The organism is Flavobacterium sp. MDT1-60 (assembly GCF_014844035.1).
In the GTDB taxonomy this organism is placed as follows: domain Bacteria; phylum Bacteroidota; class Bacteroidia; order Flavobacteriales; family Flavobacteriaceae; genus Flavobacterium.
Window position 1 is genome coordinate 3,001,436 of record NZ_CP062159.1, and the last position, 24,973, is coordinate 3,026,408.

Here is a 24,973-nt window from a genome sequence, read left to right on the forward strand (position 1 = left end):
ATGGGAGACGCAATTAAAATCTTAATAGTCGATGATAAAAAAGAAAACCTACTTTCTTTACAAGTCATCCTGGCTGAACGTGGTTATCAGTTTGTTGAAGCAACATCAGGAAAAGATGCTTTGCGGATCCTCCTGAAAAATCAGGATTTTGCTATTATCCTCATGGATGTTCAAATGCCATTAATGGATGGTTTTGAAACAGCCGAATTAATTCGCCAAAGTGAAAAACTAAAACACGTTCCCATTATCTTCTTAACTGCCAATATGAATACCAATGAATACATTTTCAAAGGGTATCAGTCTGGCGCGGTTGATTATATGATTAAACCCTTGTCGCCAGAAATCTTGCAGGCAAAAGTGATGGTTTTTACCGAATTGTTCCGAAAAAACCAGGAATTAAGAAAGAAAGAAGAAGAAACCCATGCGCTTAACGAAATCATTCTAAAGACCAATAAAGAACTTGCTTCTCAATATGCAGCGATAGAAAAACATGCCGAAGAATTGAAAAAGAAAAACATGGAGTTGGACGCTTTTACATACATCTCAAGCCATGATCTTCAGGAACCACTGCGAAAAATTCAGACTTTTGCAAATCTCATTATGTCTAATGAATATGGTAATTTATCAGAAGATGGAAAGACAAAATTTGACAGGATTTTGTATGCCTGCAACAGAATGCGTGAACTGATTAACAGTCTTCTTACATTCTCCCGTGCCACACTTGTTGACAGAAGATTTGAAACCGTTGATCTTAATGTGATAATTAACGATGTAAAAGAGGCGTTAAACGAAAATTTAAACGAAAAAGGAGCTACCATTATCACTGATTTTCATGATACGGCAAAGGTAATCCCTTTTCAGTTTGTTCAGTTAATGGAAAATCTTATTCATAATGCTATCAAATTTGCCAAGACAGAAACACCATTAGAAATCAATATTAAAAGCCGTTTGGTATATGGTATTGATTTAAAAATTGAAAACTTGTCGACAGATGTAAATTATTGTCACATTAGTTTTGGAGATAACGGAATTGGTTTTGAACCACAACACAGCGAGAAAATTTTTGGTGTTTTTCAGAAATTGCATGGAAGGGATTTGTACGAAGGAACGGGAATTGGACTAGCGATCGTCAAGAAAATTGTCGAAAATCATAATGGTCACATAAATGCTGTTGGTGAGCCTATGCAAGGCGCAACTTTTAATATTTATATCCCTTGTTAATAATGGTTAGGATTGAATTCCTGTAATACTATTTTGGATTTATATAAAATTTAAAACGTGTGGTGAATTAATTTTAAGGTTCTGAAAATGAAATGATTATTCTTTTTGTTTAAAGATTAATTTTAAAATAAATCACCATGTTTTTATCTATAAAAAATAGAATCGTTACAGTAGTTCTTTGTTTGACTTGTGGTTTCGTAAACGCACAGCAAAAACACAACAAATTCTCCCTGCCGTTATAGTAAAACATCCACCGGATTCCTGATGGTATTACGCGAAGGAGATAACGTTATTACATCAATAGAAAATCTCGTTAAAGAGCAACAAATTCCTTCAGGAAATTTTACCGGAATTGGTTTTGCAGAAGAAGCCACCTTTGGTTTTTTTGACTTTAATCAGAAGAAATTCAATCCGAAGACATTTAACAAGGTAGAGTTGGGAAGCCTTACCGGATCTATTGCGTGGAGTGAAGGAAAACCCTCTTTACATATTCATGGCGTCGCAACCGATGATCAGTTTCAGGCACATGGCGGACATATTTTGGCGCTTAAAGTAGGAACAGGTTCAATGGAAATTTATGTAACCGTAAATCAGGAAAAATTAGAAAGAAAAATGGAACAGCCATTGGATGCAAATGTGCTACAATTACCTTGTATGAAAAATTAACTTATCAAATTTTAAGTTTAAAACCTGTTTTTTAATATTTTTAGAGGTAAACCATCTGATATTGAGATTTTTATAGTACTTTTAAGTTGTAATATTTTAATTTTTTATCATATGAAAAACAAGATTTTAAATGGATTATTATTAGGAAGTGTACTGATTTCAATGTTCGCCTGTAATCAAAAAAAAGAGGAAGAAAAACCTGTGGTAGTTGATAAAGAACAGATAAAAAAGGAAATTCAGGCAAAAGAAGATGAATTTGCAGCAACTTATAATTCAGGAGAACTTAAAAATATTGGCTATTATGCTGATGATGCTGTAAGTTATTATCAACACAGGAAACCTTTAGTTGGTAAGCAGGCAATTTCTGAGTTTTTGATAGCTGATTTAGGAGCAAATTCTAATTTAATTTCTTTTAAAACGAATGAAGTTTTTGTTTCAAATGATGGAAATCAGGTTGTAGAAAGCGGTTCTTTTACCGTAACAGATTCTAGCAAAACTGTTTTAAATAGCGGAAACTATCTTAGTTTATTTGAAAAAAGAGACGGTAAATATGTTTGTGTCAGAGATATGAGCGCTTCAGATGTGGAGGCAAAATAAAGAAACCAAATTTGCAGATAAAATAAATGGACTAAAACGTATTAAGTTTTAGTCCATTTATTTTTTTCAAAGAAACCTTTTTAACGTCTTCTTCCACCTCCGCCTCCAAAGCCACCACCACCTCTGCTACCTCCGCTAAAACTACTTCCGCTACTTCTGGTACGACCAGAATCAAAACTTGGAGATGCTGAACGATTTGAAGTCGACGGACGATTTATGTTGGAAGATCGGTCTGAAGTCCCGGCTGAAGGGCGATTTATGTTTGAGGAGCGATCTGAGGTACCTGCTGAAGGACGATTCACTTTTGATGATCGATCTGATGTTGATGCCCGATTTGCATTTGATGCCCGATTTGTGTTAGATCCGCGATCGGATGTACCTGCTGTCGGTCGATTGCTGTTATTTCCACGGTTATTGCCGTACTTTCCATTTGCTCTGTTATCTGAAACGGTATTGGATCGGTTTCTATCGTTATTATAATGATTAATTTGATTTCTGTTATTAATGATTACCGTATTTCCACCACCATAATGTCCGCCATAATAACCACCATGATACCAATTATTATGACGATAAATACCTACTGCCAAAACAGTAAATGCTGCAAAATAAGGAGGATAATATCCATAATAATAAGGAGGATAATAAGGTACATAGGCCGGAGAATACACATACTGTACAATTGGTGCCGATTCTACGACAACAGTAGTTGTGGCAGGAACGTTAACTGTAACAGGGTTTGAACCAACATAAGCCGGATTGGCAGTTACTGAAGAACTTGTAGTCTTGGGCTCGATAACATAATCTTTACCGTAGAGATCTTCATCTCCAACCATTTGTAAAGAGACTTTTCCGTTTTTGTCTTTATTCACTAAAATGACAGCAACATCCTGGGTTTCTTTATCACTTACATTTACCTGAAGAACAAACGTAAAAGCATTGCCATCTTTTTTAGTAACTACTTTAATAAAATCAACTTTTTTGTCAAGATTCAGATCCAGATTATTGATTTTTGTCTCTTTTTGATTTAATGACTTTTCAAAATCCTCAATGGTTTTTGACTTTTGAAAAAGATCAAGAACAGCATATAAATCCAGATTATCTCCGGGCAAACCCAATGGAGGCACATCCTCATCTTTTGTTTGAGAAAACACAGACTGATTCGATAAACATATTGCAACCACTAATAATGACAAAAAAAGTTTTTTCATAATAAAAGAGTTTAGATGAATATACTGCAAGTTAATGAATATCAGTAATATAAAAAAATATTATAGGCTGTTTTGCTCAGATCTGAATTTCTTATTTGTACAAAATATTTTTTCTGTAAAATTTAGTAAACAGGATAGTACATGACGCTAAGTTCGTTAGTATTAGATACTTTTATTAAAGACTAATCTAACCAAAATCATATGAATACTAAAAAAAGATATTCTTTTAGTTTTATTTCGTTGATGATTTTCTTCTTCATCATTACAATATCAAATAACAGTATTGCTCAGGAACTAAATATCAAAAATGATGTATTCTGGAATACCAAAGATGGTCTTCCTTTAAACAGTCAGGGTGGTGGAATCTTTAAATTTGCTGATTCTGTAACTGGTGTACAAAAATATTACTGGTATGGCGTGCAGTATGTTGAAGCCAATCGTTATCGTGCTAATCCGGCTATTACACTTACAACTTCGACTTTTGAAGCTGTGACATGTTATAGTTCAGTTGATTTGGTGAATTGGACATTTGAAGGCAACGTTTTGACAAAAGAAAAAGCTAATCCGACTGGTAAAAGTTGGGTGGGACGTTTAGGTGTCTGTTATATCAAAGAGCTAAAAAAGTATGCTATGTTTGTTCAGCATGACAAAGAAGTATTGATTACGCTTTCAGATTCGCCTACAGGAGAATTTTTATGGGATAAGAAAATAAATATGGAGAAAATGATCGGAACGAGTAATACAGGCGATCAAACCGTTTTTACAGATGAAGATACCGGAAAATCCTATTTAATTTATTCTTACGGAAGAGGCCGAAACAAAATCTATGTTTCTGAAATTGGCCTGAAAGACGGAAAAGTGAATCTGTTAGATTGTACAGAAATTTTTAAAGGAGAAAGTCGTGAAGGAAATTGTATGTTCAAGTATCAAAATAAGTATTATATGTTTGCTTCTAACATTTATGGCTGGGATGCTTCTTTTGCTTATTATTTAGTTGCTGATGATATCAGAGGACCTTATCTCCCAACAAATGACATGTTGATAATGAAAGGTTGTGAAGAAGATTTTGCACATATTTCGCAAACCGGATTTTTCTTTTCTGTCAAAGGAAGCCAGAAAGAAACAATTGTTTATTGCGGAGATCGTTGGGCAGATTTTGCAGGAAACGGTTTGGGATACAATCAATGGTGTCCGATTTCTTTTGATGGAAAAACACCTTATTTTAATTCTTTAAGTTCATGGAATCTCGATGCTAAAACTGGAAACTGGAAAGTTGCTTCAGACAATAATTATATAAAAAATGGTAGTTTCGAAGCTGACAGAAGACATATTCCGAGTCCTGTTAAACCAATACAAATTCAATTGACAGGCTGGGCAAGTGAAGTTATGGAAGGAAATAAAATTGGATTAGACAGTATTAATTCACCGGTTTTAAATCATTTTAATACAGAAAGCGAGAGAAAAATTGTTATAGGCGAAAAGAGTTTAAATATTAGCGATAAAGTTAATTTCAAAAGAAAAATTTTTCAGCTTATATCCTCTTCACTCTATGTAAAATTGGAGGACGGTTCTTATACTTTAACTGCCAAAATTAAAAACAGTAATGGGTTTACGAATTTGGAAATGTATGCTTTAAGTAACGGAAAAACATTTAATTCTATTATTAAAAACGAGAATGCAGACTGGAAAACAATTGTGATTAAAAATATTATTGTTAAAGGAGGCAGGGTTGAAGTAGGTTTTAAGGCAGATGGAAATGCAAATGCTTTTTGTTTAGTTGATGATGTTTCTTTGGTGAGAAGTAAGAAGTAAGAAGTAAGAAGTAAGAAGTAAGAAGTAAGAAGTAAGAAGTAAGAAGTAAGAAGTAAGAAGTAAGAAGTTGGAATTTGGAATTTCTAGTTTGGAATTTCTAGTTTGAAATTTGGCTGAATAACTAAATAATTTACATTTGTAGAAATGTAATTCATTATGGCAAAAAAAATTCTAATAGTTGATGATCATTTAGTAGTTCGAAATGGAGTTGCTATGGTTTTAGAGAAACAAATTGAAGATGTAGCGATCTCAAATGCCGAAAATTTTTTTGAAGCTATTGCGCTTTTAAAAGAAGATTCTTTTGACCTGATTATTTTGGATATCAATATTCCGGGAGGTAAAAGTACGGAGATGATTACCGATTTGAGAGCCATTCAGCCTTGTGTTAGAATTCTGGTTTTTTCAGCTCATGAAGAAGAGCAGTATGCCTTAAAGTACATTTCTGCCGGCGCTAATGGATATCTGAATAAACTTTGCAGTGAAGAGAAAATGATGTTTGCTATTACCTCTATTTTTGAATCTTCGACTTATATTTCTGCTGAACTCGTAAGCAAATTAGTAGAAGCAAAGGGACGCAAAAAGGCAATAAACCCGCTGGAAGTTTTATCTAAAAGAGAACTTCAAATAGCACAACTATTAATAAATGGTAATGGTAATCTTGAAATCTCCAATATGCTGAATATCCACATGTCTACAGTGAGCACTTATAAAGCAAGAGTTTTTGAGAAGCTTAAAATTAATAATCTGGTAGAACTTATTAATCTGTATAAAACTTTTGAGTATTAGTTAAAATCCACCATTATTTCTATAGTGGTTCCTTCATTAATGGTACTCTTAATATTGATATTTCCTTTAATAATTAGAAGAAGTTCAATAATCATATGCAGGCCCAAATGATAATTTTTTACGATTGGATTTTTGTAAAAATCAAGATAATAATCAATCAGTTCTCTACTCATGCCTTTCCCATTATCCATAATAGTTAAGGTTAGCATATTATCCTGCGTAAATGACACCAATTCTATTTTTCCATTTTTCGTATTCTTTATGGCATTATCAAGTAAATTATGAATGATAATAGATAACGCTTTATTATTTGTTCTGATGAATAGATTTTGATCGACATTGTTAACAATTATCGTGTTTTCTGCTGCAGCAATTTTTTTGAAAATCTGAATTTTTTCTTCAATCAGATCGTATAATGAATAACTTTTGTCTTCGAGTTTTTTTCCTTCACTAAATATCGTCGAATATTTTATAAGGTTTTCAACGTACTCATATAATTGATCAGATGATAATTGTATCGTTTCTATTTGTCGTTTAAGTTTTTCGTCTTGCTGAATATTTTCATTATCAGACAAGTGATTTATAGAGGATGTTAAAAATTTTAATGGACTTTTTATATCATGACTTATACTTTTTACCAAAGTCTCTTGTTGTTTGATTTCCTGTTTTAAATCTTTTTCTGTGGTTTTTAGTTTACTGACAGTTCGTGCCAGTTTTTTGGTTTTTTTTGCAATAATCTCCTGAAGTTCGATATTTTTCAATTCGATATAATACAATCGTACATACCAGATAAAAATTAGAAATAGTAATATTAATACATAACAAAGAATCTGAAACCAAATAGTCTGATGAAATTTGGCAGGTATAATGATTGTAATTTTTTTATAGGTATACTTTCCATCAAATCCTGATAAGTTTCTTATTGTCAGCGTGTATTCTCCCGGAGGCAATGTAGTAAAGGATATTAAATTATCTTCTCTTATTTTTTCCCAGCGGCTATTGGCTATTTTATCCAATCTTGCTTCAATGTTTATATTTTCCGGGTTGCCATAATACGAGTAAACTATTGAAAAGCTTATTCTTTGAAAATTGTTTTTCAGTACAATAGTATCTTTTGGATAAAAAACTTTCTGATCAACGAGCACTTTGTCAATAAAAAGTTCCTGACTGGGAAGTAACGGAGTAATTTTATAAGGATCAAAAAAAACGATACCATTCATCGACGGAAAAGCGATTTGCTCATTTCTGAGAAAATTTCCACAAGGCTGGCACCCGCCATTAAATTCATTGGTTAAAAAACCATCTGTCTTATTGTATTGATGGTAATATATAGATTGCTTTTTATTTTTACTGTAATCTAATAATGCTTTTCTGGACATCTGGAAGAGACCCTTATTAGTAGGAATCCAGAAAAAACCATTTTTGTCCTCGATTATACAATGAGAGGAGTTAAGATAATTGTGTTCATCTTTGGGGAAGGTATGAAAAACCTTGTCTGAGTAAAGGAAAAAACCTTTTTCATAAGTAGTAAGCCATATTTTTTTTTCGCTATCAATAAAAATACCCCTAACATGTATTTTTTTGGAGTTCTTTATAAAAAATAACTTCTTTTCCTCTTTTTTATATTTATAAAGACCTATTTCAGTTCCCAAGTACAAGGTATTATCATCATACTGAGCAATATGGTTGATGTTATCTTCAAATATCGCTACAAGCGATAAAGCACCTTTTTTAATACTGTATAATTTTGCTTTTCGAAATTCATCTTTTGCCAGACTAATCCATATTGTATTGTTTTGGTCCTTAAATATAGCTTTTGCAGATTGCCTAAAATTATAAGTAGTATATTTTTTATAATTAGATTTCTTTAAATAACAAAAAACATCAAAGGCTCTGCCGATCCATAAATTCTCATCATCATCTTTTGCAATTGTTATGTGTTCGTTTAAATAGGTAGATTTAATAAATGAAATACTATCAATAACTTTTTTATTATTTAAGATCAACCCCTCAGCAGTAATAATTGTATTGTCACTGGCGGAAATGGCTCCATAATAAACTTCTGCTGATTTATGTAAATCTTTTTTTACAGTATTAAAATCAGGAAAAGTGATAATACATAATCCATTTGTATAACTTCCTAAATACAGCTTTAGGTTTTTGTTGTCATAAAAAAGAGAAACGATGTTGCTTTTTTCAAATTCTTTGAATGTTACTATTGGTATAAATGATAAATGACCTGCACGTGTTGTTAGAAGGTATATATTGTTCTGTGAATAAATAAATACCTGATTGGCACTAATATTCCAGTAGAGTTTATATTTGTTTTTTAAAAGGGGAGAATGAAGCGTTGCCGATTTTCCCTGTTCTGAAAAGCAATCAATGTCACCGTTCTCTTTGAGATAAAATAGCGTGTTGTTAATGGTAAAAAACTTAAAGACACTATCGCTTTTGTAGTTTGTTTTATAAATGCGCTGCAGTTTAGCATCACAGAGTTCTATTTTTTCAGTATCTATAAAAAAAAGATTCCCAGTAGACGTTCTGATATAATAAGGCTCACGCGGATTTATGGTGTTGTTGGAAGGAAGTCCGTCATGATAGTAAAAACGCTGTCCATTTCTGGTAATATTATAGGCAGGTCCTGCCTTTTTGATAAGCTGTATTTTTCTCTGATGAATAAGAATAAGTTCTTTTTTATCAGTATTATAACAGAACAAACTATCTTTTTGTACGTTGCCTAAAATCTCGGTAAAACGACATTGTTTTAAGTCTGTATTAGAAGAATTAAAAGTAAGGAAACTATTGCCGTCATAGCGAACCAGTCCATTTTCAGTTGTCATCCAGATAAAATTATATTTATCCTGTACGATTGCTTTTACACTACTTTGAGGTAATTCATTATTGTCTGCCGTATACCATCTTGCTGTATAGTTTTCCTGACAATTTACTTTAATTGCAGTTAGTAATACTACAAGAAAGCAATAACGAAAAGATGAAAACAACGTCATTTTTGACATCGGACTGATTTTAGGCACACAAACTTAACAAACATAATTCATAATTTTTGATTTTGTAGTTTTAAATCTACATTACTGTAGGTTTATTTGTACAAGTTGTCGTAATTTTACAATGTCCGATACGGTTATATTTGTTTAAAATCGTAGTCTTAAAACTTTTGCATTAAAAAGAAAGATGAATAAAAATTAGATTATGAAAATAGGTATTATAGGAGTCTGTAATATAACTTTAGATTTTGCTGACAGAGCTGCCAAATCAGGACATGAGGTACTGATTAGTCATAATCGTTGCAGCCAAAGTTTAAAACCTATTATTGAAAAAATGGGAAATAAGGTAAAATTAGTTACTAAAGAGAAAGCAATAAAAGCCAATATGATCATATTGTTTATTCCTCGCCAGGATCTTAAAGCTTTTTTTGATGATTTGCCTGATATGACAGAAAAGATATTACTTCATACAAACAATCCCCTTTTTAGTCTGGAATATCTGGAATCTGATAAAGATACCAAATCTTCCAGTGAAATTATAGCTTCTCTGTTACCAGCTGCTCATGTGATTAAAATATTCAATATTTTGCAACCGGGAATATTCTTGCCAGAATCTCAAAATCAAGACGGAAATGAAATATTCTATACAGGAACAAATACAAGGGCAAAAAATAAGGTAAAAAGTTTTTTAAAAACTATAAATTTTTCAGGCTGCGATCTTGAAGACTATCAATTAAACCGATGCTAAATTGTAAGCATTAAGATTTAAAAATGTACTTCCAGGTTATCCTCTGTAAATATCAGCATGAAAAAAACACATTCAAACACGGAAGTACAAAATTTGATTTTAATTTCGATAATTATATTTTCAAATATAGCACCTTACTATAACGGAAGTTTATAAAATTAAAATTTGCACTTATATAATTATCACTTCGTATTTCAGTCCAATTTCAATAAATTATTGCTGCAAAAAAGGAATGTAAACTTTTGATTTACCTCATTTTATCCTCAAGATATAAAATCTTATCCCCTTGTAATAATAGATTTTATCTATCAAAGTAGATTGATTTAATATACATCTTTCGCTTAACTCTTTTATTTTGTTTGTAAATTAGTCTGATCATAAATTAATTTAGACAAGTTAATAAAAACAAAAAATAATTGTAATCATGGAAGACCACTCAAATGACATTAGCAAATGCCCTTTTCATAATGGCAGTATGGACAATGTAGCAGCTACAGGCACAAAAAATCGTGACTGGTGGCCCAATCAGTTAAAAGTAAATATCCTGCGACAACATTCTCCATTATCAGACCCAATGGGAAGTAATTTTAATTATGCAGAAGCTTTTAAAAGCCTTGATCTTGAAGCACTAAAAAAAGATTTACATGACCTGATGACGGATTCGCAAGAATGGTGGCCGGCAGATTTTGGTCATTATGGAGGTCTTTTTATCCGAATGGCATGGCACAGCGCAGGAACGTACCGTGTAGAAGATGGTCGTGGAGGAGCAGGTGCCGGGGAACAGCGTTTTGCCCCTTTAAACAGCTGGCCTGATAACGTAAGTCTTGATAAAGCACGCAGATTGCTATGGCCTATAAAACAAAAATATGGAAGAAAAATTTCCTGGGCCGATTTGATGATTCTAACAGGAAATATTGCTTTGGAATCAATGGGGTTTAAAACTTTTGGTTTTGCCGGAGGAAGAGCAGACGTTTGGGAACCGGACGAAGCAGTTTATTGGGGATCAGAAACTACATGGTTAGGTGGAGATGAGCGTTACAAAGATGGATCTGAAGGAGTACCGAAAGGGCATGGAGTAGTATCGTCAGATGATGATGCCGATGGACATGTTCATTCCAGAAATCTGGAGAAACCGCTTGCAGCCGTGCAAATGGGACTTATATATGTAAATCCTGAAGGACCAGATGGAAATCCTGATCCTATTTTAGCTGCGAAAGATATTAGAGATACTTTTGGTCGTATGGCCATGAATGACGAAGAAACGGTTGCACTAATTGCTGGTGGACATACGTTTGGAAAAACGCATGGTGCCGCTTCTTCAGACCATGTAGGTAAAGAGCCTGAAGCTGCAGGTTTAGAACAACAAGGTTTTGGCTGGAAAAATAGTTTTGGTTCAGGTAAAGGTGCAGACGCTATCACTAGTGGACTTGAAGTTACCTGGACAACAACACCAACACAATGGAGTAATAACTTCTTCGAAAACTTATTTGGTTTTGAATGGGAATTATCTAAAAGCCCTGCAGGTGCACACCAATGGGTAGCAAAAAATGCAGAGCCTATTATTCCGGATGCCTTTGACAGTTCTAAAAAACATTTACCAACCATGCTTACGACAGATTTATCATTGCGATTAGATCCTGAGTATGAAAAAATATCAAGACGCTTTCTTGAAAATCCGGATCAGTTTGCAGATGCCTTTGCACGTGCCTGGTATAAACTAACACATCGTGATATGGGACCTATCTCGCGTTATTTAGGACCTGATGTTCCGCAGGAAGAATTATTATGGCAGGACCCTATTCCGGCACTAAACCATGAATTAATAGATCAGAACGATATAGAGCAATTAAAAGGAAAAATTCTCAATTCAGGATTAAGCATTTCCCAATTAGTAGGAACAGCCTGGGCTTCGGCTTCTACTTTTAGGGGATCAGATAAACGTGGTGGAGCGAATGGTGCACGTATAAGACTGGCTCCACAAAAAGACTGGTCCGTAAATAATCCGGCGCAACTTAAGGTGGTTTTAGATAAACTGGAAAGTATTCAGGCAGACTTTAATGCATCACAAGGAGGCGGAAAAAGAGTTTCATTAGCAGATTTAATTGTTTTGGCAGGTTGTGCAGGAGTAGAAAAAGCAGCTGCAGCTGCCGGAAGTTCAGTTAGTGTACCTTTTTACCAGGGACGTATGGATGCAACCGCAGAGCAAACTGATGTGGAGTCTGTTGGATACTTAGAACCGAAAGCAGATGGTTTCCGTAATTACAGAAGAACAAAATCATCAGTAGCGACCGAAGAATTGCTAATAGATAAAGCACATTTGTTAACGCTTACTGCACCAGAATTGACAGTACTTTTAGGAGGATTACGTGTATTGGATATTAATAGTGATGGTTCTAAAAACGGAGTTTTTACACATCGTCCGGGTCAGCTTACTAATGATTTCTTTGTAAACTTGCTTGATATGAACACACAATGGCAATCTGTTTCGAACGATAAGGAACTTTATACAGGAAACGATCGTACTACAGGACAGCCAAAATGGATAGGAACACGTGCCGATTTGGTTTTTGGATCTAATTCAGAATTAAGAGCTGTTGCAGAAGTCTACGCGAGTAGCGATGCACAGGAAAAATTTGTAAAAGACTTTGTGGCAACATGGAATAAAGTCATGAATCTGGATCGATTTGATCTTGCTTAAGTAAGAAAATTAAATAGCTAAAAGGCGTCGGTAATTCGGCGCCTTTTTTATTGACCAGAAATTAAAATATTAGTAGAAACACTAAAAAAGAATTTGATGGTTACCTAAAAAAGCGATGAACCCATTTTTCACTATGAAAATGATAAGTTTTTGATGGGTTATTTTACTGATAATAAGTTGCCTTCGCATAATATCGGCTTACATAAACATTTAACTTTAACAATAATGATAATGTGCTTATAATTGGCGCAATATTTTGATAAGAAATAAGACCAGAATTATAGTTAATTAAATGATTTTAGAATATGAAAAAAATAATAATGTTATGTTTTACTTTTTTATTTATAGGAAAAACAATAGCACAAGAAGTTCCGTTGGTATCGAATATTTCATCCCGAAACAACATAAACCTAAACGGAAAATGGAGTTATATAGTCGATCCATTAGAAAACGGATATTATGATTATCGTCTAATGCCTTTTAAAGACAATGGATTTTTCCAAAACAAAGCATTTTCAACGTCTGATTTGGTCGAATATAATTTCGCGACTTCTGCAACTATGGATATTCCGTCTGACTGGAACAGTAAAGATGAGAGATTGTTTTTTTATGAAGGAACCGTTTGGTTTGAAAAAGACTTCACTTATAAAAAATCGGCACAGACAAAAGGAATTCTCTATTTTGGCGCTGTTAATTATGATGCTAAAGTGTATGTAAATGGCAAATTTGCAGGAAGTCATGTTGGCGGATACACGCCTTTTAATTTTGATGTAACCAACCTTTTAGTCGATGGCAATAATTTTGTGGTGGTTAAAGTAGACAACAAACGTCATAAAGACAACGTACCAACGGTGAATATGGATTGGTGGAATTATGGCGGAATTACGAGAGATGTGGTACTAGCCCAGGTTCCCAATACTTATATCGAAGATTATTTGGTTCAGTTGGATAAAAAAGACAAAACGAAGATTTCAGGATGGATTAAACTGAATAGCGAAACAGCAAATCAATCGGTTTCTATCAATATTCCCGAATTAAAAATCAAGAAAAATATTAGTACGGATGCCAAAGGAATGGCCTATTTTGAAATCAAAACCAAACCCGTTTTATGGACACCGGAAAAACCAAAATTATACGATGTTTTAATAACGAAAACCGATGAAAATATAGCCGATAAAATTGGTTTTAGAACAGTAGAAACCAAAGGAAAAGAAATTCTGCTTAACGGAAAAAAGGTTTTTCTAAGAGGAATCAGCATTCACGAAGAAGCCCCTTTCAGACAAGGAAGAGCCTGGTCAGAGGAAGATGCTGTTACTTTATTGACCTGGGCTAAGGAGTTAGGATGCAATTATGTACGTCTGGCACATTATCCGCATAACGAAAATATGGTAAGACAAGCTGAAAAAATGGGTTTAATGATTTGGTCAGAAGTTCCGGTTTATTGGACTATTTCATGGACAAATCCGGATACTTACGCCAATGCAGAACGCCAATTGCACGACATGGTTTACAGAGATAAAAACCGTTGCGGAATCATAATCTGGTCCATAGCAAACGAAACACCACATGGTGACGATAGAGATATTTTCCTGAGTAAATTAGCCAAATACGCCCGTACACAAGATAATTCACGTTTGATAAGCATGGCGATGGAAGTTACTAAAAGTGCAGACAACACCAATACGCTTCACGATAACATGAATGAGTTTGTAGATATTGTTAGTTTTAATCAATATTTAGGATGGTACAGAGGAACAAATGAATCTTGTAAAGACATGAAATGGATTATTCCTTATAACAAACCGGTTATTATCAGTGAATTTGGAGGAGAGGCTTTACAAGGGAGACATGGAGATAAAACCGAACGCTGGACAGAAGAATATCAGGAAGAATTGTACAAGCAAAATACCCAAATGTTCAATCATATAGACGGTTTAGCAGGAGTGTCTCCATGGATTTTGGTTGATTTTAGATCACCACGACGCCAACTTCCAAATATTCAGGATTTCTTTAATCGGAAAGGATTAATTTCTAGTGGAGGAATTAAAAAGAAAGCTTTTTATGTAATGAAAGATTGGTATACTCAAAAAGAAGAAGAGTATAAGTAAGGATTTTTTCTTTGAAAGTACTATTAATACAAAAAGCCGTCTAAGACGGCTTTTTGCTGTTATTTATCTGATTTAAATTACTCATCTTCTTCTTCATCGTCATCCGGTTCTGCTTTATTGGCGCTGTATTCGTCTAAAGTTCTTCGGTTCGGATCATTTTTGTCGCTTAAATCTCTTTCAGCATCTATTGTTCGATTGCTGTTTTTTTGAAGATTAATATCATCATTGTCATCCAGGTTTTGACCGTCTGAATTATCATTGTTGTATGACTTTCTGCTCTGATAATTATTTTGATGCTGATTAATTGCAGGATCTTTGTTTTCCATCGTTTCAGAATTAATCGCTTCATTATCTGATCTGCTGTTTCTGTGGTTTGAAGTATTCATAATAATAAATTTTATAATTAATATGCTAAAATAAAGGTTGTTAAAATTAAAATATTACAAAATGAACTGGTTTAATTATATGATTTACAGGTTTTTATTTTTGTTCACAAGAGCAGACACAACTAAAAACAACAACTCTAAAATAAGAGCAAACTATTGAGAAAAATAAAAAACCTGTAATGGATTTCTCATTACAGGTTTTTTATTTTAAAGTATTTCACATCAGTATTAAATATATTCTAAATAGATTCTAAATAGGTTTTAAAATTCATAATATCATTTTTTACCAGTTTTTCAAAATACGGATTAAGCAATTTTGCAGCACTTTCGCCTGCAATTCCTAGTGGAGCATGATACGAAATGGTTACAATAATTTCTGTGTCTTTTCCACTGGGTCTAAAAACAACTTTTCCGGCATTCTTAATCGATGAATCCGGAAGCGAATTCCAACTAATTAATCTTTCTTTTTCATCTTTTACTATTTCAGCTTTCCAGCTTAATTTGCCAATTCCGGCTGGTCCTTTTGCTGTCCATTTAGAAGTGGTATAACTTAAAGGTTTTACAGATTCAAGATGATTCATAAATTTTGGAAGATTTTCAAAATCACGCCAAAAATTGTAAACTTCACCGATTGGCTTGTTAATGAAACTATTGACTCTAATGTTTACATTTGAAGCTTTGTCATTTTTTAAATGATCGACCGCATCATAAACGGGACAGTAGCCGGAAAGTCCACGTAAAAGCATCGCGCCTCCAGAACCAATTTGTGAGATACTTTTATCCTCTTTTGATAACCCTTTATATAAAAGATAACCACCGCTGGTAACCATTAAAATTCTTTCGAGTGCTGAAACATTTGTTTTAAGTTTAGAAGATTTTGCTGCTGTTTCCATAATTCTATTTTTTATTGTTATTAAATTAAATTTATATTGTAGGATATCCGCCTGTTACCTGAACTGTAGATCCGGTCATATAACTTGAATCCTGTGAGGCAAGCAATACAAATGCGGGTGCTAATTCTGCAGGTTGTCCTGCACGTTTTAAAGGTGTTTCTGATCCGAAATTCTTAACTCTTTCATCAGGAAGTGTAGATGAGATAAGAGGAGTCCAGATTGGTCCCGGAGCTACACAATTAACCCTAATTCCCTTTTCTGCCCAAAGCTGTGCCAGACTAGCTGTGAAATTTTGTATCGCCGCTTTTGTAGCTGAATAAGGGATAAGCTGAGGCGGCGCCTTGTAAGCATTAACAGATGTGGTGTTAATAATCGTGCTTCCCGGTTGCAAATATTGTTCTGCAGCTTTGCAGATATAAAACATAGAATGAATATTCACCCTAAAAGTTTTATCCCATTCTTCTGCAGAAATATCCTGAAGAGAATCTCTTGACATTTGAAAAGCGGCATTATTTACTATGATGTCAATACCGCCAATTTGTTCGACTGCCTGATTAACGATCGAAATACAATGTTCTTCCTTGCTTATATCGCCTGGCAGTAAAATAGCTTTTTGACCAGCTTTTTCAATATAGGTTGCGGTTTCTTTTGCATCTGCGTGTTCATCTAAATACGAAATGACAATATCAGCTCCTTCGCGTGCAAACGCAATGGCAACGGCCCGTCCGATACCTGAATCGCCACCAGTGATTATTGCTTTCCTTCCTTTCAATTTCCCAGATCCGGTATATGAATCTTCACCGTGGTCCGGTTTTGTTTGCATAAAAACTTCATATCCGGGTGGTTCTTGTCTTTTTTCTGTATAAGGTGGTTCTATATATTGGGTCAATGGGTTTTGCAGGCTCTTATTCGTTTTCATATATTTCATTTTAAAAGTTGTAACAAGTTAAAAGTAAGCGTTTAATGAAATTTTTTCTTTACAACATTATATTTTGATTCTTACAGAATTAAGCTTGATTAAAAAAGTTTAGCCACAGATTTCACAGACTCGCAAAGATTAAATCCTTTCAATTTTTTAATCTGTGGCAAAAAGCAACAATTATTTAGATAAAAAGTTTGTAGACAAAAAAGGCAACTATCGCAAAAATGATGTGTGCAAAAAACAATTGTATATAATAGCCTTTAAAATCGATATTAGGTTTTTGAGGTACAGTTTTGAATAGAAAAAACCAGCTCAAAATTCCTATGATGCCACTGACAGCTCCTAAAACAAAGGCTGCAGGCCAGGACATTTCGATTATGTCATACGACCATAAATAATGATAAATCACTACGAAGAAAAGTCCAATTAAGTAATGCAACAGCCATCCTAAAAAAGTTTTTATTTGCGGAGATACTTCAACTTTTAGCGAAGACAGAACGTAGGTAAGCAATACAGGCTCTTTATACAATTCTCTGGCACTTGATGAAACAGCATAACTAAATAAAGTCATTACAGAGGTTCCTGCTATTGAGGCAATTATTATTTGAGATGGTATGTAAAAATTCATAAGTAGAATGTTTTGGTGATTAAAAAATGTACTCCAATTATCATCGTTTCGAATAATAATTGTGTCAAAAAATCAGTAAGTATTAAAATCAAAAACAATTGAAAAGGGAGTACACTATATTTATTATTATAGTATAATTGTTTGGTAATGATGTAATTAACATATTTTTAATTTTCCAAAAGTCACTATTTACAGATCATCTTTCATCTGCTTAAATCTTTTTATATCTGCGTGAAAAAACTTTAAATTTTATTAAGGTTAATAAAAGTTTATTTTGAAAATGAGTGCCCTAGCTCCGATAGAAGTGGAAATCCTTTTGTGCCCGCCGCGGTGAACACAAAAGATTACTTCACTTAATTTTTATTTGGAATTCAGTGAACTTCGTTTGAAACGGATAGCGGGATTGAGCTCCTTAAAAAATTAAACATAGTCATTACTTTGATACTTTTTTAAGGATTCTGCCATAGCTTTGGCATTTTTACCATTCAATGAGAATTTCAATATTAGAGCGGCCTTTCTTTTTTAGTGTGGCCAGAAATATAATTGCTTTCATTGGTTTTTGATTTGATATGAATTTTATGTAAATCTGTTTGCGCCGGACCATTTATAACGGATCCGTCTGTGGAGAATCTTGATCCGTGACAAGGACAATCAAAAGATTTTTCGTCGGAATTCCAATTTACAATACATCCCAAATGAGGACAGACAGCAGAAAATGCTTTTAGCGAATTATCATAATCCCGGTAAACGGCAATTCTTTTTAATCCGGACAAAATTACACCACCTTCTCCGGCATGTAAATCTGCCGTATTTTTTAAGTCGGATGAAGTAATCCAATCAACATACTGCGAAGCCATATTCCCCATTTCTTTTGCAAAGTCAACCGCAATTTTAAGGGTAATGCGTGAGGGATTATATAAACTTTCATATTTATTTTTAATACCCATTATACTATCACAAATAATCATAGCACCAATTGTGGTATGCGTCATACCATTTCCAGAATCTCCGGTTATAATATAAATATTGTCATCGCCTGGGTTTTTCCCCATAAATCCTAAAGAATCTACGGGTTCCATTACCTGGCCAGACCACCTGTAAGTTAAATCATTTTCAAGCATCGGAAAATAATTTCGGGTCCATGCTTCGAGTCTGTCATAACGTTCAGCTGCCGAAATTCCTTCTTCATCTGACTGACCAGTTTTATGATCTTCTCCTCCGGAAATTAATAAATCGTAGTTTTCATCATAATTTTCCAAACGTACATAATGGTAAGGTTGCGAAACCCACTTTGATTTCTGATCGCCGGTATCCCACCAAAGCGAGTAAGGAAGCTGCCCTTTCGGAACTTTTCCGGCTATAACATACGTTCTATAAGCATGTTGTTTGGTATGCATGGTCAGGACATCATTAACAGGACTATTTGTTGCTACCACAATATGTTGCGCAGAAAAATTATATCCGTTCACTTTTGCACCTCTTTTGGTAATATCTTCAGCATGTGCTTCTGTATAAATTACGCCTCCTAAAGAAGTTATTGCTTCAGTAAGCCCTTTTAGATAATGCAGAATATGAAATTGTGCCTGATTTGCAAAGGCAAGGCATCGTTGTTTTTCGGCATTCGCCAATGACGGAATACCTTTTAAAATAGAAGTTTTTAATCCCGCTTTTTGTGTGACATGAAATTCCTTGTCTAAATTTTCTTCCTTATCAGTTGGATCAAGAAACAAATAACCATTTACTCTTTTAAAAGAACAATCGATATTTAATTCAGTAACAATTTTTTCAATCTCATCTATAGCTTCAGTATGACTTTCAGCTGCAAGTTTAACAGCGTTTTCTCCAAAGATTTTCTCCAGAAAATAATAACGGTCATCCAAAGCGCAGGTTAAATGTGCTGTAGTTCGCCCGGTTTCGCCGCTTCCAATAAAACCATCTTCTACCAGTACGATTTTTTTTCCGGCTTTGAGTAATTTATAAGCGGTTGTTAAGCCCGCAATTCCGCCTCCAATAATTAATACTTCAGTCTCTATATCCTGGTCAGGGATATTGCAGGAAATTATTTGTGTAGAATCAATCCAAAACGAAACATTGTCGCCTGAAGTAATACTGGAGCTTTTTAAACTATGATTCGATTTATTGTCCATGATTGTTTGTTTTTGAAATTATCTGAGTTAGATGCTGATTTTTAAGTAATTGGTATCAAAGCTAGTAATGGTTTGTACAGAAATCTTATAAGTTTAATGCTAAATTTTATAGGATTACCATTGTAGTTGTATTGAAATTACGACAATAAAAAAACCGCTTAAATTGCTTTAAGCGGTTTAACACTAAATAAAAAACAAAATTATTTCACCAAATATTTTTTCTGAATTTGTTTTTTGACTTTTTTATCAATGCCATATTCAACTAATAACATCTTATCAATGCTGCCATATTTTTTGATAGCAGTAGCCCAGGCAGCTTCTAAATAGGTTTGTTTTACGCCCATTAATTTCGCCATTCTTTCTTCCGGAATCCCGTATGCTTTGTACTTGCTCAAATCTGTTTTTGCGATTGCTTCATTAGATCTCAGGTAATCTTTCATGATTTCTTCATCAGAAACATCTAAAATATGTAATAGTAATGAAGAAGCAAATCCTGTTCTGTCTTTACCGGCTGTACAATGAAACAAAACAACAGTTTCTTTTTTCTTCACTTCATCAAAGAAAGGTTTAAAGTCTTTTGCACTTTCTGCGAATCCTGCGTTGGCGGCAACCATTAATGAATCGGCCTGTGCTTCGTTGAATGTTGGTGACATCATGATTTTCATAAATTGTCCCATTTCTTTTCCGTTTATAGAACCAATATTCGCTCTTGTTGTTTCAATTTTTTGTCCTGCCGGAATAAAATCAGGATCTTTTTTTATTTCATCATCGTTTCTAAAATCTACTATGGTATTGATGTGTAATGCATCAAATTTGGTAACATCAGAAGGCGTTAATTTGGAGAAATTTCCAGAGCGATAAATAATTCCTTCCTTGATTTTTTTGCCGTCTTTATTGTGAATTCCGGATAGTGATCTGAAATTTGGGCTGTTTTCGATATCCATATTTTTTTGAGCCTGACTTTGAAAAGCAATCATTAAAAATATCGCTGTAGTACGTAAAAGAGTTTGAGTCATAGTATTTATTTTGAAATTAGAAATTGGACTTTTAGTGCAACTGAAATTCTCAGCTTGCATCATTTATTATTTAAGAAGGATTTAAAAAGAAATGAATCTTATAAAATTTGGTATTTAAGACCTAACTGACCATTGATGGATGACCATTCGCTAGAAGTAATTCGGCCTTGATTATTTCCTAAATATTGTTTGAATGGTTCGTTGGTAAGATTTCTAACTTCCATAAAAACTTTGATTTTATTGCTGATAGAATAATCCGCAGAGAAATCAACAGTAAAATTGTTTTTAGCTGAAATATAATAATCAGGACCCAAATTTTGATTGATCGTTTCTACCGATTTTCCTCTGTAATTTCCGGCGATTCTAAACATGAAGCCATATTTCTCATAGAAAAGAGAAGAATTAAACAATAGCTTAGATTGATTTGGCAATGTAGTTTTATCTGTAGTAGTTACATTTCCTTGCGCATCATATCTTGAAACTTCTAATTTTGATTTAATAATTGAAGTATTAAAATCAATTCCAAATCCGCCCCAGAAACCACTCCATTCTGTAAATCTTTTAGTGATTCCAAATTCAAAACCTAATAAACTGGCGTCTTTAATGTTTTTAGGCTGCGTAACGATATAATTAACGTTATTAATTCTTTCTGCAGAAATATCCCTGAAAATATAATCGCTTATGTCCTTATAGAAAACTCCCGCAGTAATCAATCCAATATCTTTTAAGAAATATTCTCCCATGAAATCTAAGTTGTTAGAAAAAGTAGGCTTCAAATCCGTATTTCCTCTGGTAATTTTTGGAACTCCGGCCGTGATGTCTATAATCTCACTCGGATTTAAATCCGGTAAATTTGGTCTTGAAAAAGTTCTGGTATAAGCTGCTCTGAAATTGATGTTTTCATTGAAAGCATATTTCAAATGCAACATTGGCAAAAACGCATTATAAGATGATGTTTTGGTAATTGGCGTTGCTACTTTTGTTTGAGAATTATAAGCAGTACTGCTCATCGTAACATTCGTTTCTTCGTTTCTGGCACCGGCAATGATTTTTGTTTTATCTGATAAATCATAAACTCCCATTACATAAGCACTGAAAACATTTTCTTCGCCTTTAAACTTTGTTGTTACATTAGAAGCCGGAGAATAATCTGCAAAGCCATTCGCCTTTAAATACGATGGTGTAAAAATATCAAACAATTGATTTTTTGTAATTGGATTTACAATTAGATTATTGAACGGACTTCCAATTTCTGAGAAGAAATTATTTGCATTTGGGTAAGGCTCAGTCTGTAAACTACTCATCGGAATTAAGGCAGGCGAACCCGGAATTCCTAAAGCAGCGCCTGGCAAATAAACAATTGGCGTTTGCTGTCCCTGATAGTCTTTGAATCTTAATTTTGAACCTGCTTTGATTACAAATTTTTCAGTTGCATCGTAATTAAAGTTAATTTGTCCCACTTTATCGTGATCTCTTTGATCTAATTTGGTAATGACCAATTGCTGTAAAGTTAATCGTGCAGGATCCATAACGTCGGTTGGATTGGTCAGTTTTGGATCGATGTTATAAATGTTTACACCATTTCCGTCAGGAGAATCAAAGGTGTTATAAACGGCTCCATCTGATGACCTTACACCAAAATCGCCAACTAATTTTTGAGAAAACTGTGCAATCGGTAACCCTCTCATATCCGACGGCATATTGGGAGGAGTATCTAAAAGATAGGTCATTTCATTATTGGCAAACGACCAGTCAAATTTCAATTTAGAACCAATTCTGTGTTCTCCGCCAATTTCTACTCCGTTTAAATCTGTTTTATAATCAGAATAACGGTAGCTAAAAGTGTATCTCTTTTTAGCAAAGTCATAGAAAGATTCATAGACCGGACGTACATCCCTGAATTTATCATATAAGAATTTCGCGAAAAATTTATTCTTGTCGTTCAGTTCAAAATCTATCGCACCACTTATAGCTTTTGTAATTCTTTCTCCAAAATAACGTTTAGCATTAACGGTATTAATACCATATTTTTGAGATTGTACTGGCGCATTAATATTGTAATCCACTACCATTTCATCAGTAGCGAAATTTCTATCCCATACAGAAGCTGCAAGTACAACTCCCAATTTATCTTTAAAGAATCTTTGTCCGTAAACTAAAGAGGCATTGTAAGAACCCTTTTCGGCTTTTTGATTATAACCACCTCCAAGACTGGCATTCAGCATTGTTTTTTTAGGTGCAGATCTTGATATAAAATTCACAGATCCACCAATGGCATCACCTTCCATATCCGGAGTTATTGCCTTTGATAACTGAATATACTGAATCATTTCAGTAGGAATCGCATCTAACAGCGTGTTTCTAGTTCCGGCAACAGAGGCACTTGGCAATCTTGTTCCGTTGTATAGAGTTGATGTCCAGCCGTAAGGAGTTCCTCGCACACTTACCTGATTGGCTTCTCCGTGATAACGGTTTACACTTACACTTGGCATTCTTTGTACCGCTTCTGCAGCATTACGATCCGGTAATTTCCCGACAGCATCTGCAGAAAGCACGTCCATAATGGCCAATGATTTCTTTTTCATGCTTAGGGCTTTAATTGAGAAGGTCCGGTAAAACCTTTTACAATAATTTCTTTTAATGCACCTTCTTCTGCAGCAAGAGTAACAGTTCCCAAATTATTAATACCCGAAACTAATTTTATTTCTTTGGTAATCGTTTGATATCCCATATAACTAAATGAGACTGTAAGCTTTTCTCCCGATAAATTCGAAACTTGAAAATTTCCATCAAAGTCTGTTGAAGTTCCTGTTTTTCGTTCTAAAATAGAAATATTTACTCCCGGCAAAAACGTTTTCCCATCAGAAACTTTTCCGATCATTGAAGCATAATTTTGCGCTATAAGTTGATTTCCGGATAAAATCAAAGCAAATAACAATAGTAGTTTTTTCATTGTGTTTAGTTAATTTTTATTTTCTGCTGCAAAACTATCTGATGGTTATTTTCCGGAAGTCTTTTTAAATTTAGGCGTACAAAAAAGGCTAAAATTATTTTCAACTAATTGATAATTAAACACTTGTGAATAATATCAAATGGTTAACTAAATATGAAGGACTTGTTATTTTGAAATTGAATTTGGTATGGAAATACTTTTCTTATAAAAAACATACTGTAAAAGAATGTTTTTTTTGATGATTAAGCTTCTTCAAGAACTTTTTTATAGTCACTTGGAGTTGCTCCGGTAATTTGTTTAAAATATTTATAGAAAGTCGATTTGTTTTTGAATCCGCTTTCATAACCAATAGTGACAAAATTGGCATCTTGTTTTTTATCAATTAATCTTTTTGCTTCTTCGACTCTGAGGGAATTTATATATTGATAAAAATTCGTTTTTAGTTCGATATTAAGCGCTTGTGTGATTTTTACTTTGGAGATATTTAAATCAGACGAAAGTTTGTCCAGGTTAAATTCAGAATCAAGATGGCCTTTTTTGGTTTTGAAATAAGATTGAATAGCATTGACGATCTCATTCATTTCATCCGATTTCAATTCGTAGTTTTTATATTTTTCTTCGTTTTTAAGTTCGATTACCAGTTTTTGAATTTCGAAAAATATAGCAAACCGAATATGAATGACATAAATGAAAATGAAAAGCATCAGACAATAATAAACGAATCGAAGATTTATTTTCATCTCCATATTAAAAGCCAAAAGTACAAGTCCTAAAACGGTTAATATTCCCAACGAACAATAAACACTTCCGATAACTTTTACGATGCTGATTTTTAAATTGAAAATTCGGGTATTATCTGGCTGAGAAGAACGGATATACTTCAAACAATAAATGCTATAGCCCAGGAAAGACGGCATTAGAAGCAACATAACTATGAGGTTAGAAAGTTTAATGATTTTTGGAAATACAGGATTTGTTACCGCAATAAAAACAATCATAATGTTGAATGCAAAACCGATGAAAAACGGAATGCAATGGTAACATATCTTTCTGGTCGAAATTTGTTTACCAAATACCGAAAGCATATAAAAATAAAGCAACGGACCGTAGAGAAAAGAGAAACTTCCATGCAGTTTTTCAAACAGGTTGGCATCCTGATAAAAGAAGAGTATGGAA

The 24,973-nt window shown here is 33.7% G+C and carries 19 protein-coding genes; 8 read left to right on the top strand and 11 right to left on the bottom strand.

The features are described from left to right. The 3 genes from IHE43_RS12555 to IHE43_RS12565 all read left to right on the top strand — a co-directional run bounded on the left by IHE43_RS12555 (window position 1) and on the right by IHE43_RS12565 (window position 2,484). On the top strand, window positions 1-1,221 hold the full coding sequence (locus IHE43_RS12555) for a response regulator (protein ID WP_192184198.1): 1,221 nt from the start codon (window positions 1-3) through the stop codon (window positions 1,219-1,221). Between the two features lie 264 nt (window positions 1,222-1,485). Further along, a complete protein-coding gene (locus tag IHE43_RS12560; protein ID WP_192184199.1) occupies window positions 1,486-1,887 on the top strand; it encodes a PPC domain-containing DNA-binding protein in 402 nt (133 codons plus the stop codon). A gap of 111 nt (window positions 1,888-1,998) precedes the next feature. Beyond that, a complete protein-coding gene (locus IHE43_RS12565; RefSeq protein WP_192184200.1) occupies window positions 1,999-2,484 on the top strand; it encodes a nuclear transport factor 2 family protein in 486 nt (161 codons plus the stop codon). A gap of 80 nt (window positions 2,485-2,564) precedes the next feature. Here the strand turns inward: IHE43_RS12565 and IHE43_RS12570 are convergent, their stop codons facing one another. Next, window positions 2,565-3,695, bottom strand: coding sequence for a hypothetical protein (locus IHE43_RS12570; protein ID WP_192184201.1), 1,131 nt, complete (start codon window positions 3,693-3,695; stop codon window positions 2,565-2,567). Between the two features lie 201 nt (window positions 3,696-3,896). Between IHE43_RS12570 and IHE43_RS12575 the strand changes: the two genes are divergently transcribed. Continuing rightward, entirely contained in the window at window positions 3,897-5,507 is a 1,611-nt protein-coding gene (locus IHE43_RS12575; RefSeq protein WP_192184202.1) for a family 43 glycosylhydrolase, read from the top strand. A gap of 156 nt (window positions 5,508-5,663) precedes the next feature. Beyond that, window positions 5,664-6,293 carry a response regulator transcription factor gene (locus tag IHE43_RS12580; protein WP_192184203.1) on the top strand — a complete coding sequence of 210 codons (630 nt, stop codon included), beginning with the start codon at window positions 5,664-5,666 and terminating at the stop codon, window positions 6,291-6,293. Here IHE43_RS12580 and IHE43_RS12585 read toward each other — a convergent pair. Beyond that, on the bottom strand, window positions 6,290-9,310 hold the full coding sequence (locus IHE43_RS12585) for an ATP-binding protein (RefSeq protein ID WP_192184204.1): 3,021 nt from the start codon (window positions 9,308-9,310) through the stop codon (window positions 6,290-6,292). The genes IHE43_RS12580 and IHE43_RS12585 overlap by 4 nt on opposite strands. A gap of 193 nt (window positions 9,311-9,503) precedes the next feature. Here IHE43_RS12585 and IHE43_RS12590 point away from each other — a divergent pair, with 193 nt between their 5' ends. From IHE43_RS12590 to IHE43_RS12600, 3 genes are all read left to right on the top strand, one after another. Continuing rightward, entirely contained in the window at window positions 9,504-10,046 is a 543-nt protein-coding gene (locus IHE43_RS12590; RefSeq protein ID WP_192184205.1) for an NAD(P)-binding domain-containing protein, read from the top strand. Window positions 10,047-10,470: 424 nt separating this feature from the next. After that, a complete protein-coding gene (katG, locus tag IHE43_RS12595) occupies window positions 10,471-12,744 on the top strand; it encodes a catalase/peroxidase HPI (protein WP_192184206.1) in 2,274 nt (757 codons plus the stop codon). 305 nt (window positions 12,745-13,049) lie between these two features. After that, a complete protein-coding gene (locus tag IHE43_RS12600; protein ID WP_192184207.1) occupies window positions 13,050-14,852 on the top strand; it encodes a glycoside hydrolase family 2 protein in 1,803 nt (600 codons plus the stop codon). A gap of 77 nt (window positions 14,853-14,929) precedes the next feature. On the opposite strand, the gene IHE43_RS12605 is transcribed toward IHE43_RS12600, so the two are convergent. The 9 genes from IHE43_RS12605 to IHE43_RS12645 all read right to left on the bottom strand — a co-directional run bounded on the left by IHE43_RS12605 (window position 14,930) and on the right by IHE43_RS12645 (window position 24,726). After that, window positions 14,930-15,238, bottom strand: a complete 309-nt coding sequence (locus tag IHE43_RS12605; protein WP_192184208.1) for a hypothetical protein — start codon at window positions 15,236-15,238, stop codon at window positions 14,930-14,932. A gap of 239 nt (window positions 15,239-15,477) precedes the next feature. Continuing rightward, window positions 15,478-16,131, bottom strand: a complete 654-nt coding sequence (locus IHE43_RS12610; RefSeq protein ID WP_192184209.1) for an SRPBCC family protein — start codon at window positions 16,129-16,131, stop codon at window positions 15,478-15,480. 31 nt (window positions 16,132-16,162) lie between these two features. After that, window positions 16,163-17,050, bottom strand: a complete 888-nt coding sequence (locus tag IHE43_RS12615; RefSeq protein ID WP_225585080.1) for an SDR family oxidoreductase — start codon at window positions 17,048-17,050, stop codon at window positions 16,163-16,165. 184 nt (window positions 17,051-17,234) lie between these two features. Further along, on the bottom strand, window positions 17,235-17,681 hold the full coding sequence (locus tag IHE43_RS12620) for a hypothetical protein (protein ID WP_192184211.1): 447 nt from the start codon (window positions 17,679-17,681) through the stop codon (window positions 17,235-17,237). A 503-nt stretch (window positions 17,682-18,184) separates the two neighbouring features. Further along, window positions 18,185-19,828, bottom strand: coding sequence for an FAD-dependent oxidoreductase (locus IHE43_RS12625; protein ID WP_192184212.1), 1,644 nt, complete (start codon window positions 19,826-19,828; stop codon window positions 18,185-18,187). Window positions 19,829-20,028: 200 nt separating this feature from the next. After that, window positions 20,029-20,844 (bottom strand): tyrosine-protein phosphatase, encoded by an 816-nt coding sequence (locus IHE43_RS12630; protein ID WP_192184213.1) that lies wholly within the window; start codon window positions 20,842-20,844, stop codon window positions 20,029-20,031. Between the two features lie 98 nt (window positions 20,845-20,942). After that, window positions 20,943-23,429, bottom strand: a complete 2,487-nt coding sequence (locus IHE43_RS12635; protein WP_192184214.1) for a TonB-dependent receptor — start codon at window positions 23,427-23,429, stop codon at window positions 20,943-20,945. A gap of 2 nt (window positions 23,430-23,431) precedes the next feature. Continuing rightward, window positions 23,432-23,797 (bottom strand): carboxypeptidase-like regulatory domain-containing protein, encoded by a 366-nt coding sequence (locus tag IHE43_RS12640; RefSeq protein WP_192184215.1) that lies wholly within the window; start codon window positions 23,795-23,797, stop codon window positions 23,432-23,434. Window positions 23,798-24,039: 242 nt separating this feature from the next. Continuing rightward, window positions 24,040-24,726 (bottom strand): AraC family transcriptional regulator, encoded by a 687-nt coding sequence (locus IHE43_RS12645; protein ID WP_192184216.1) that lies wholly within the window; start codon window positions 24,724-24,726, stop codon window positions 24,040-24,042. Window positions 24,727-24,973 lie beyond the last annotated feature (247 nt).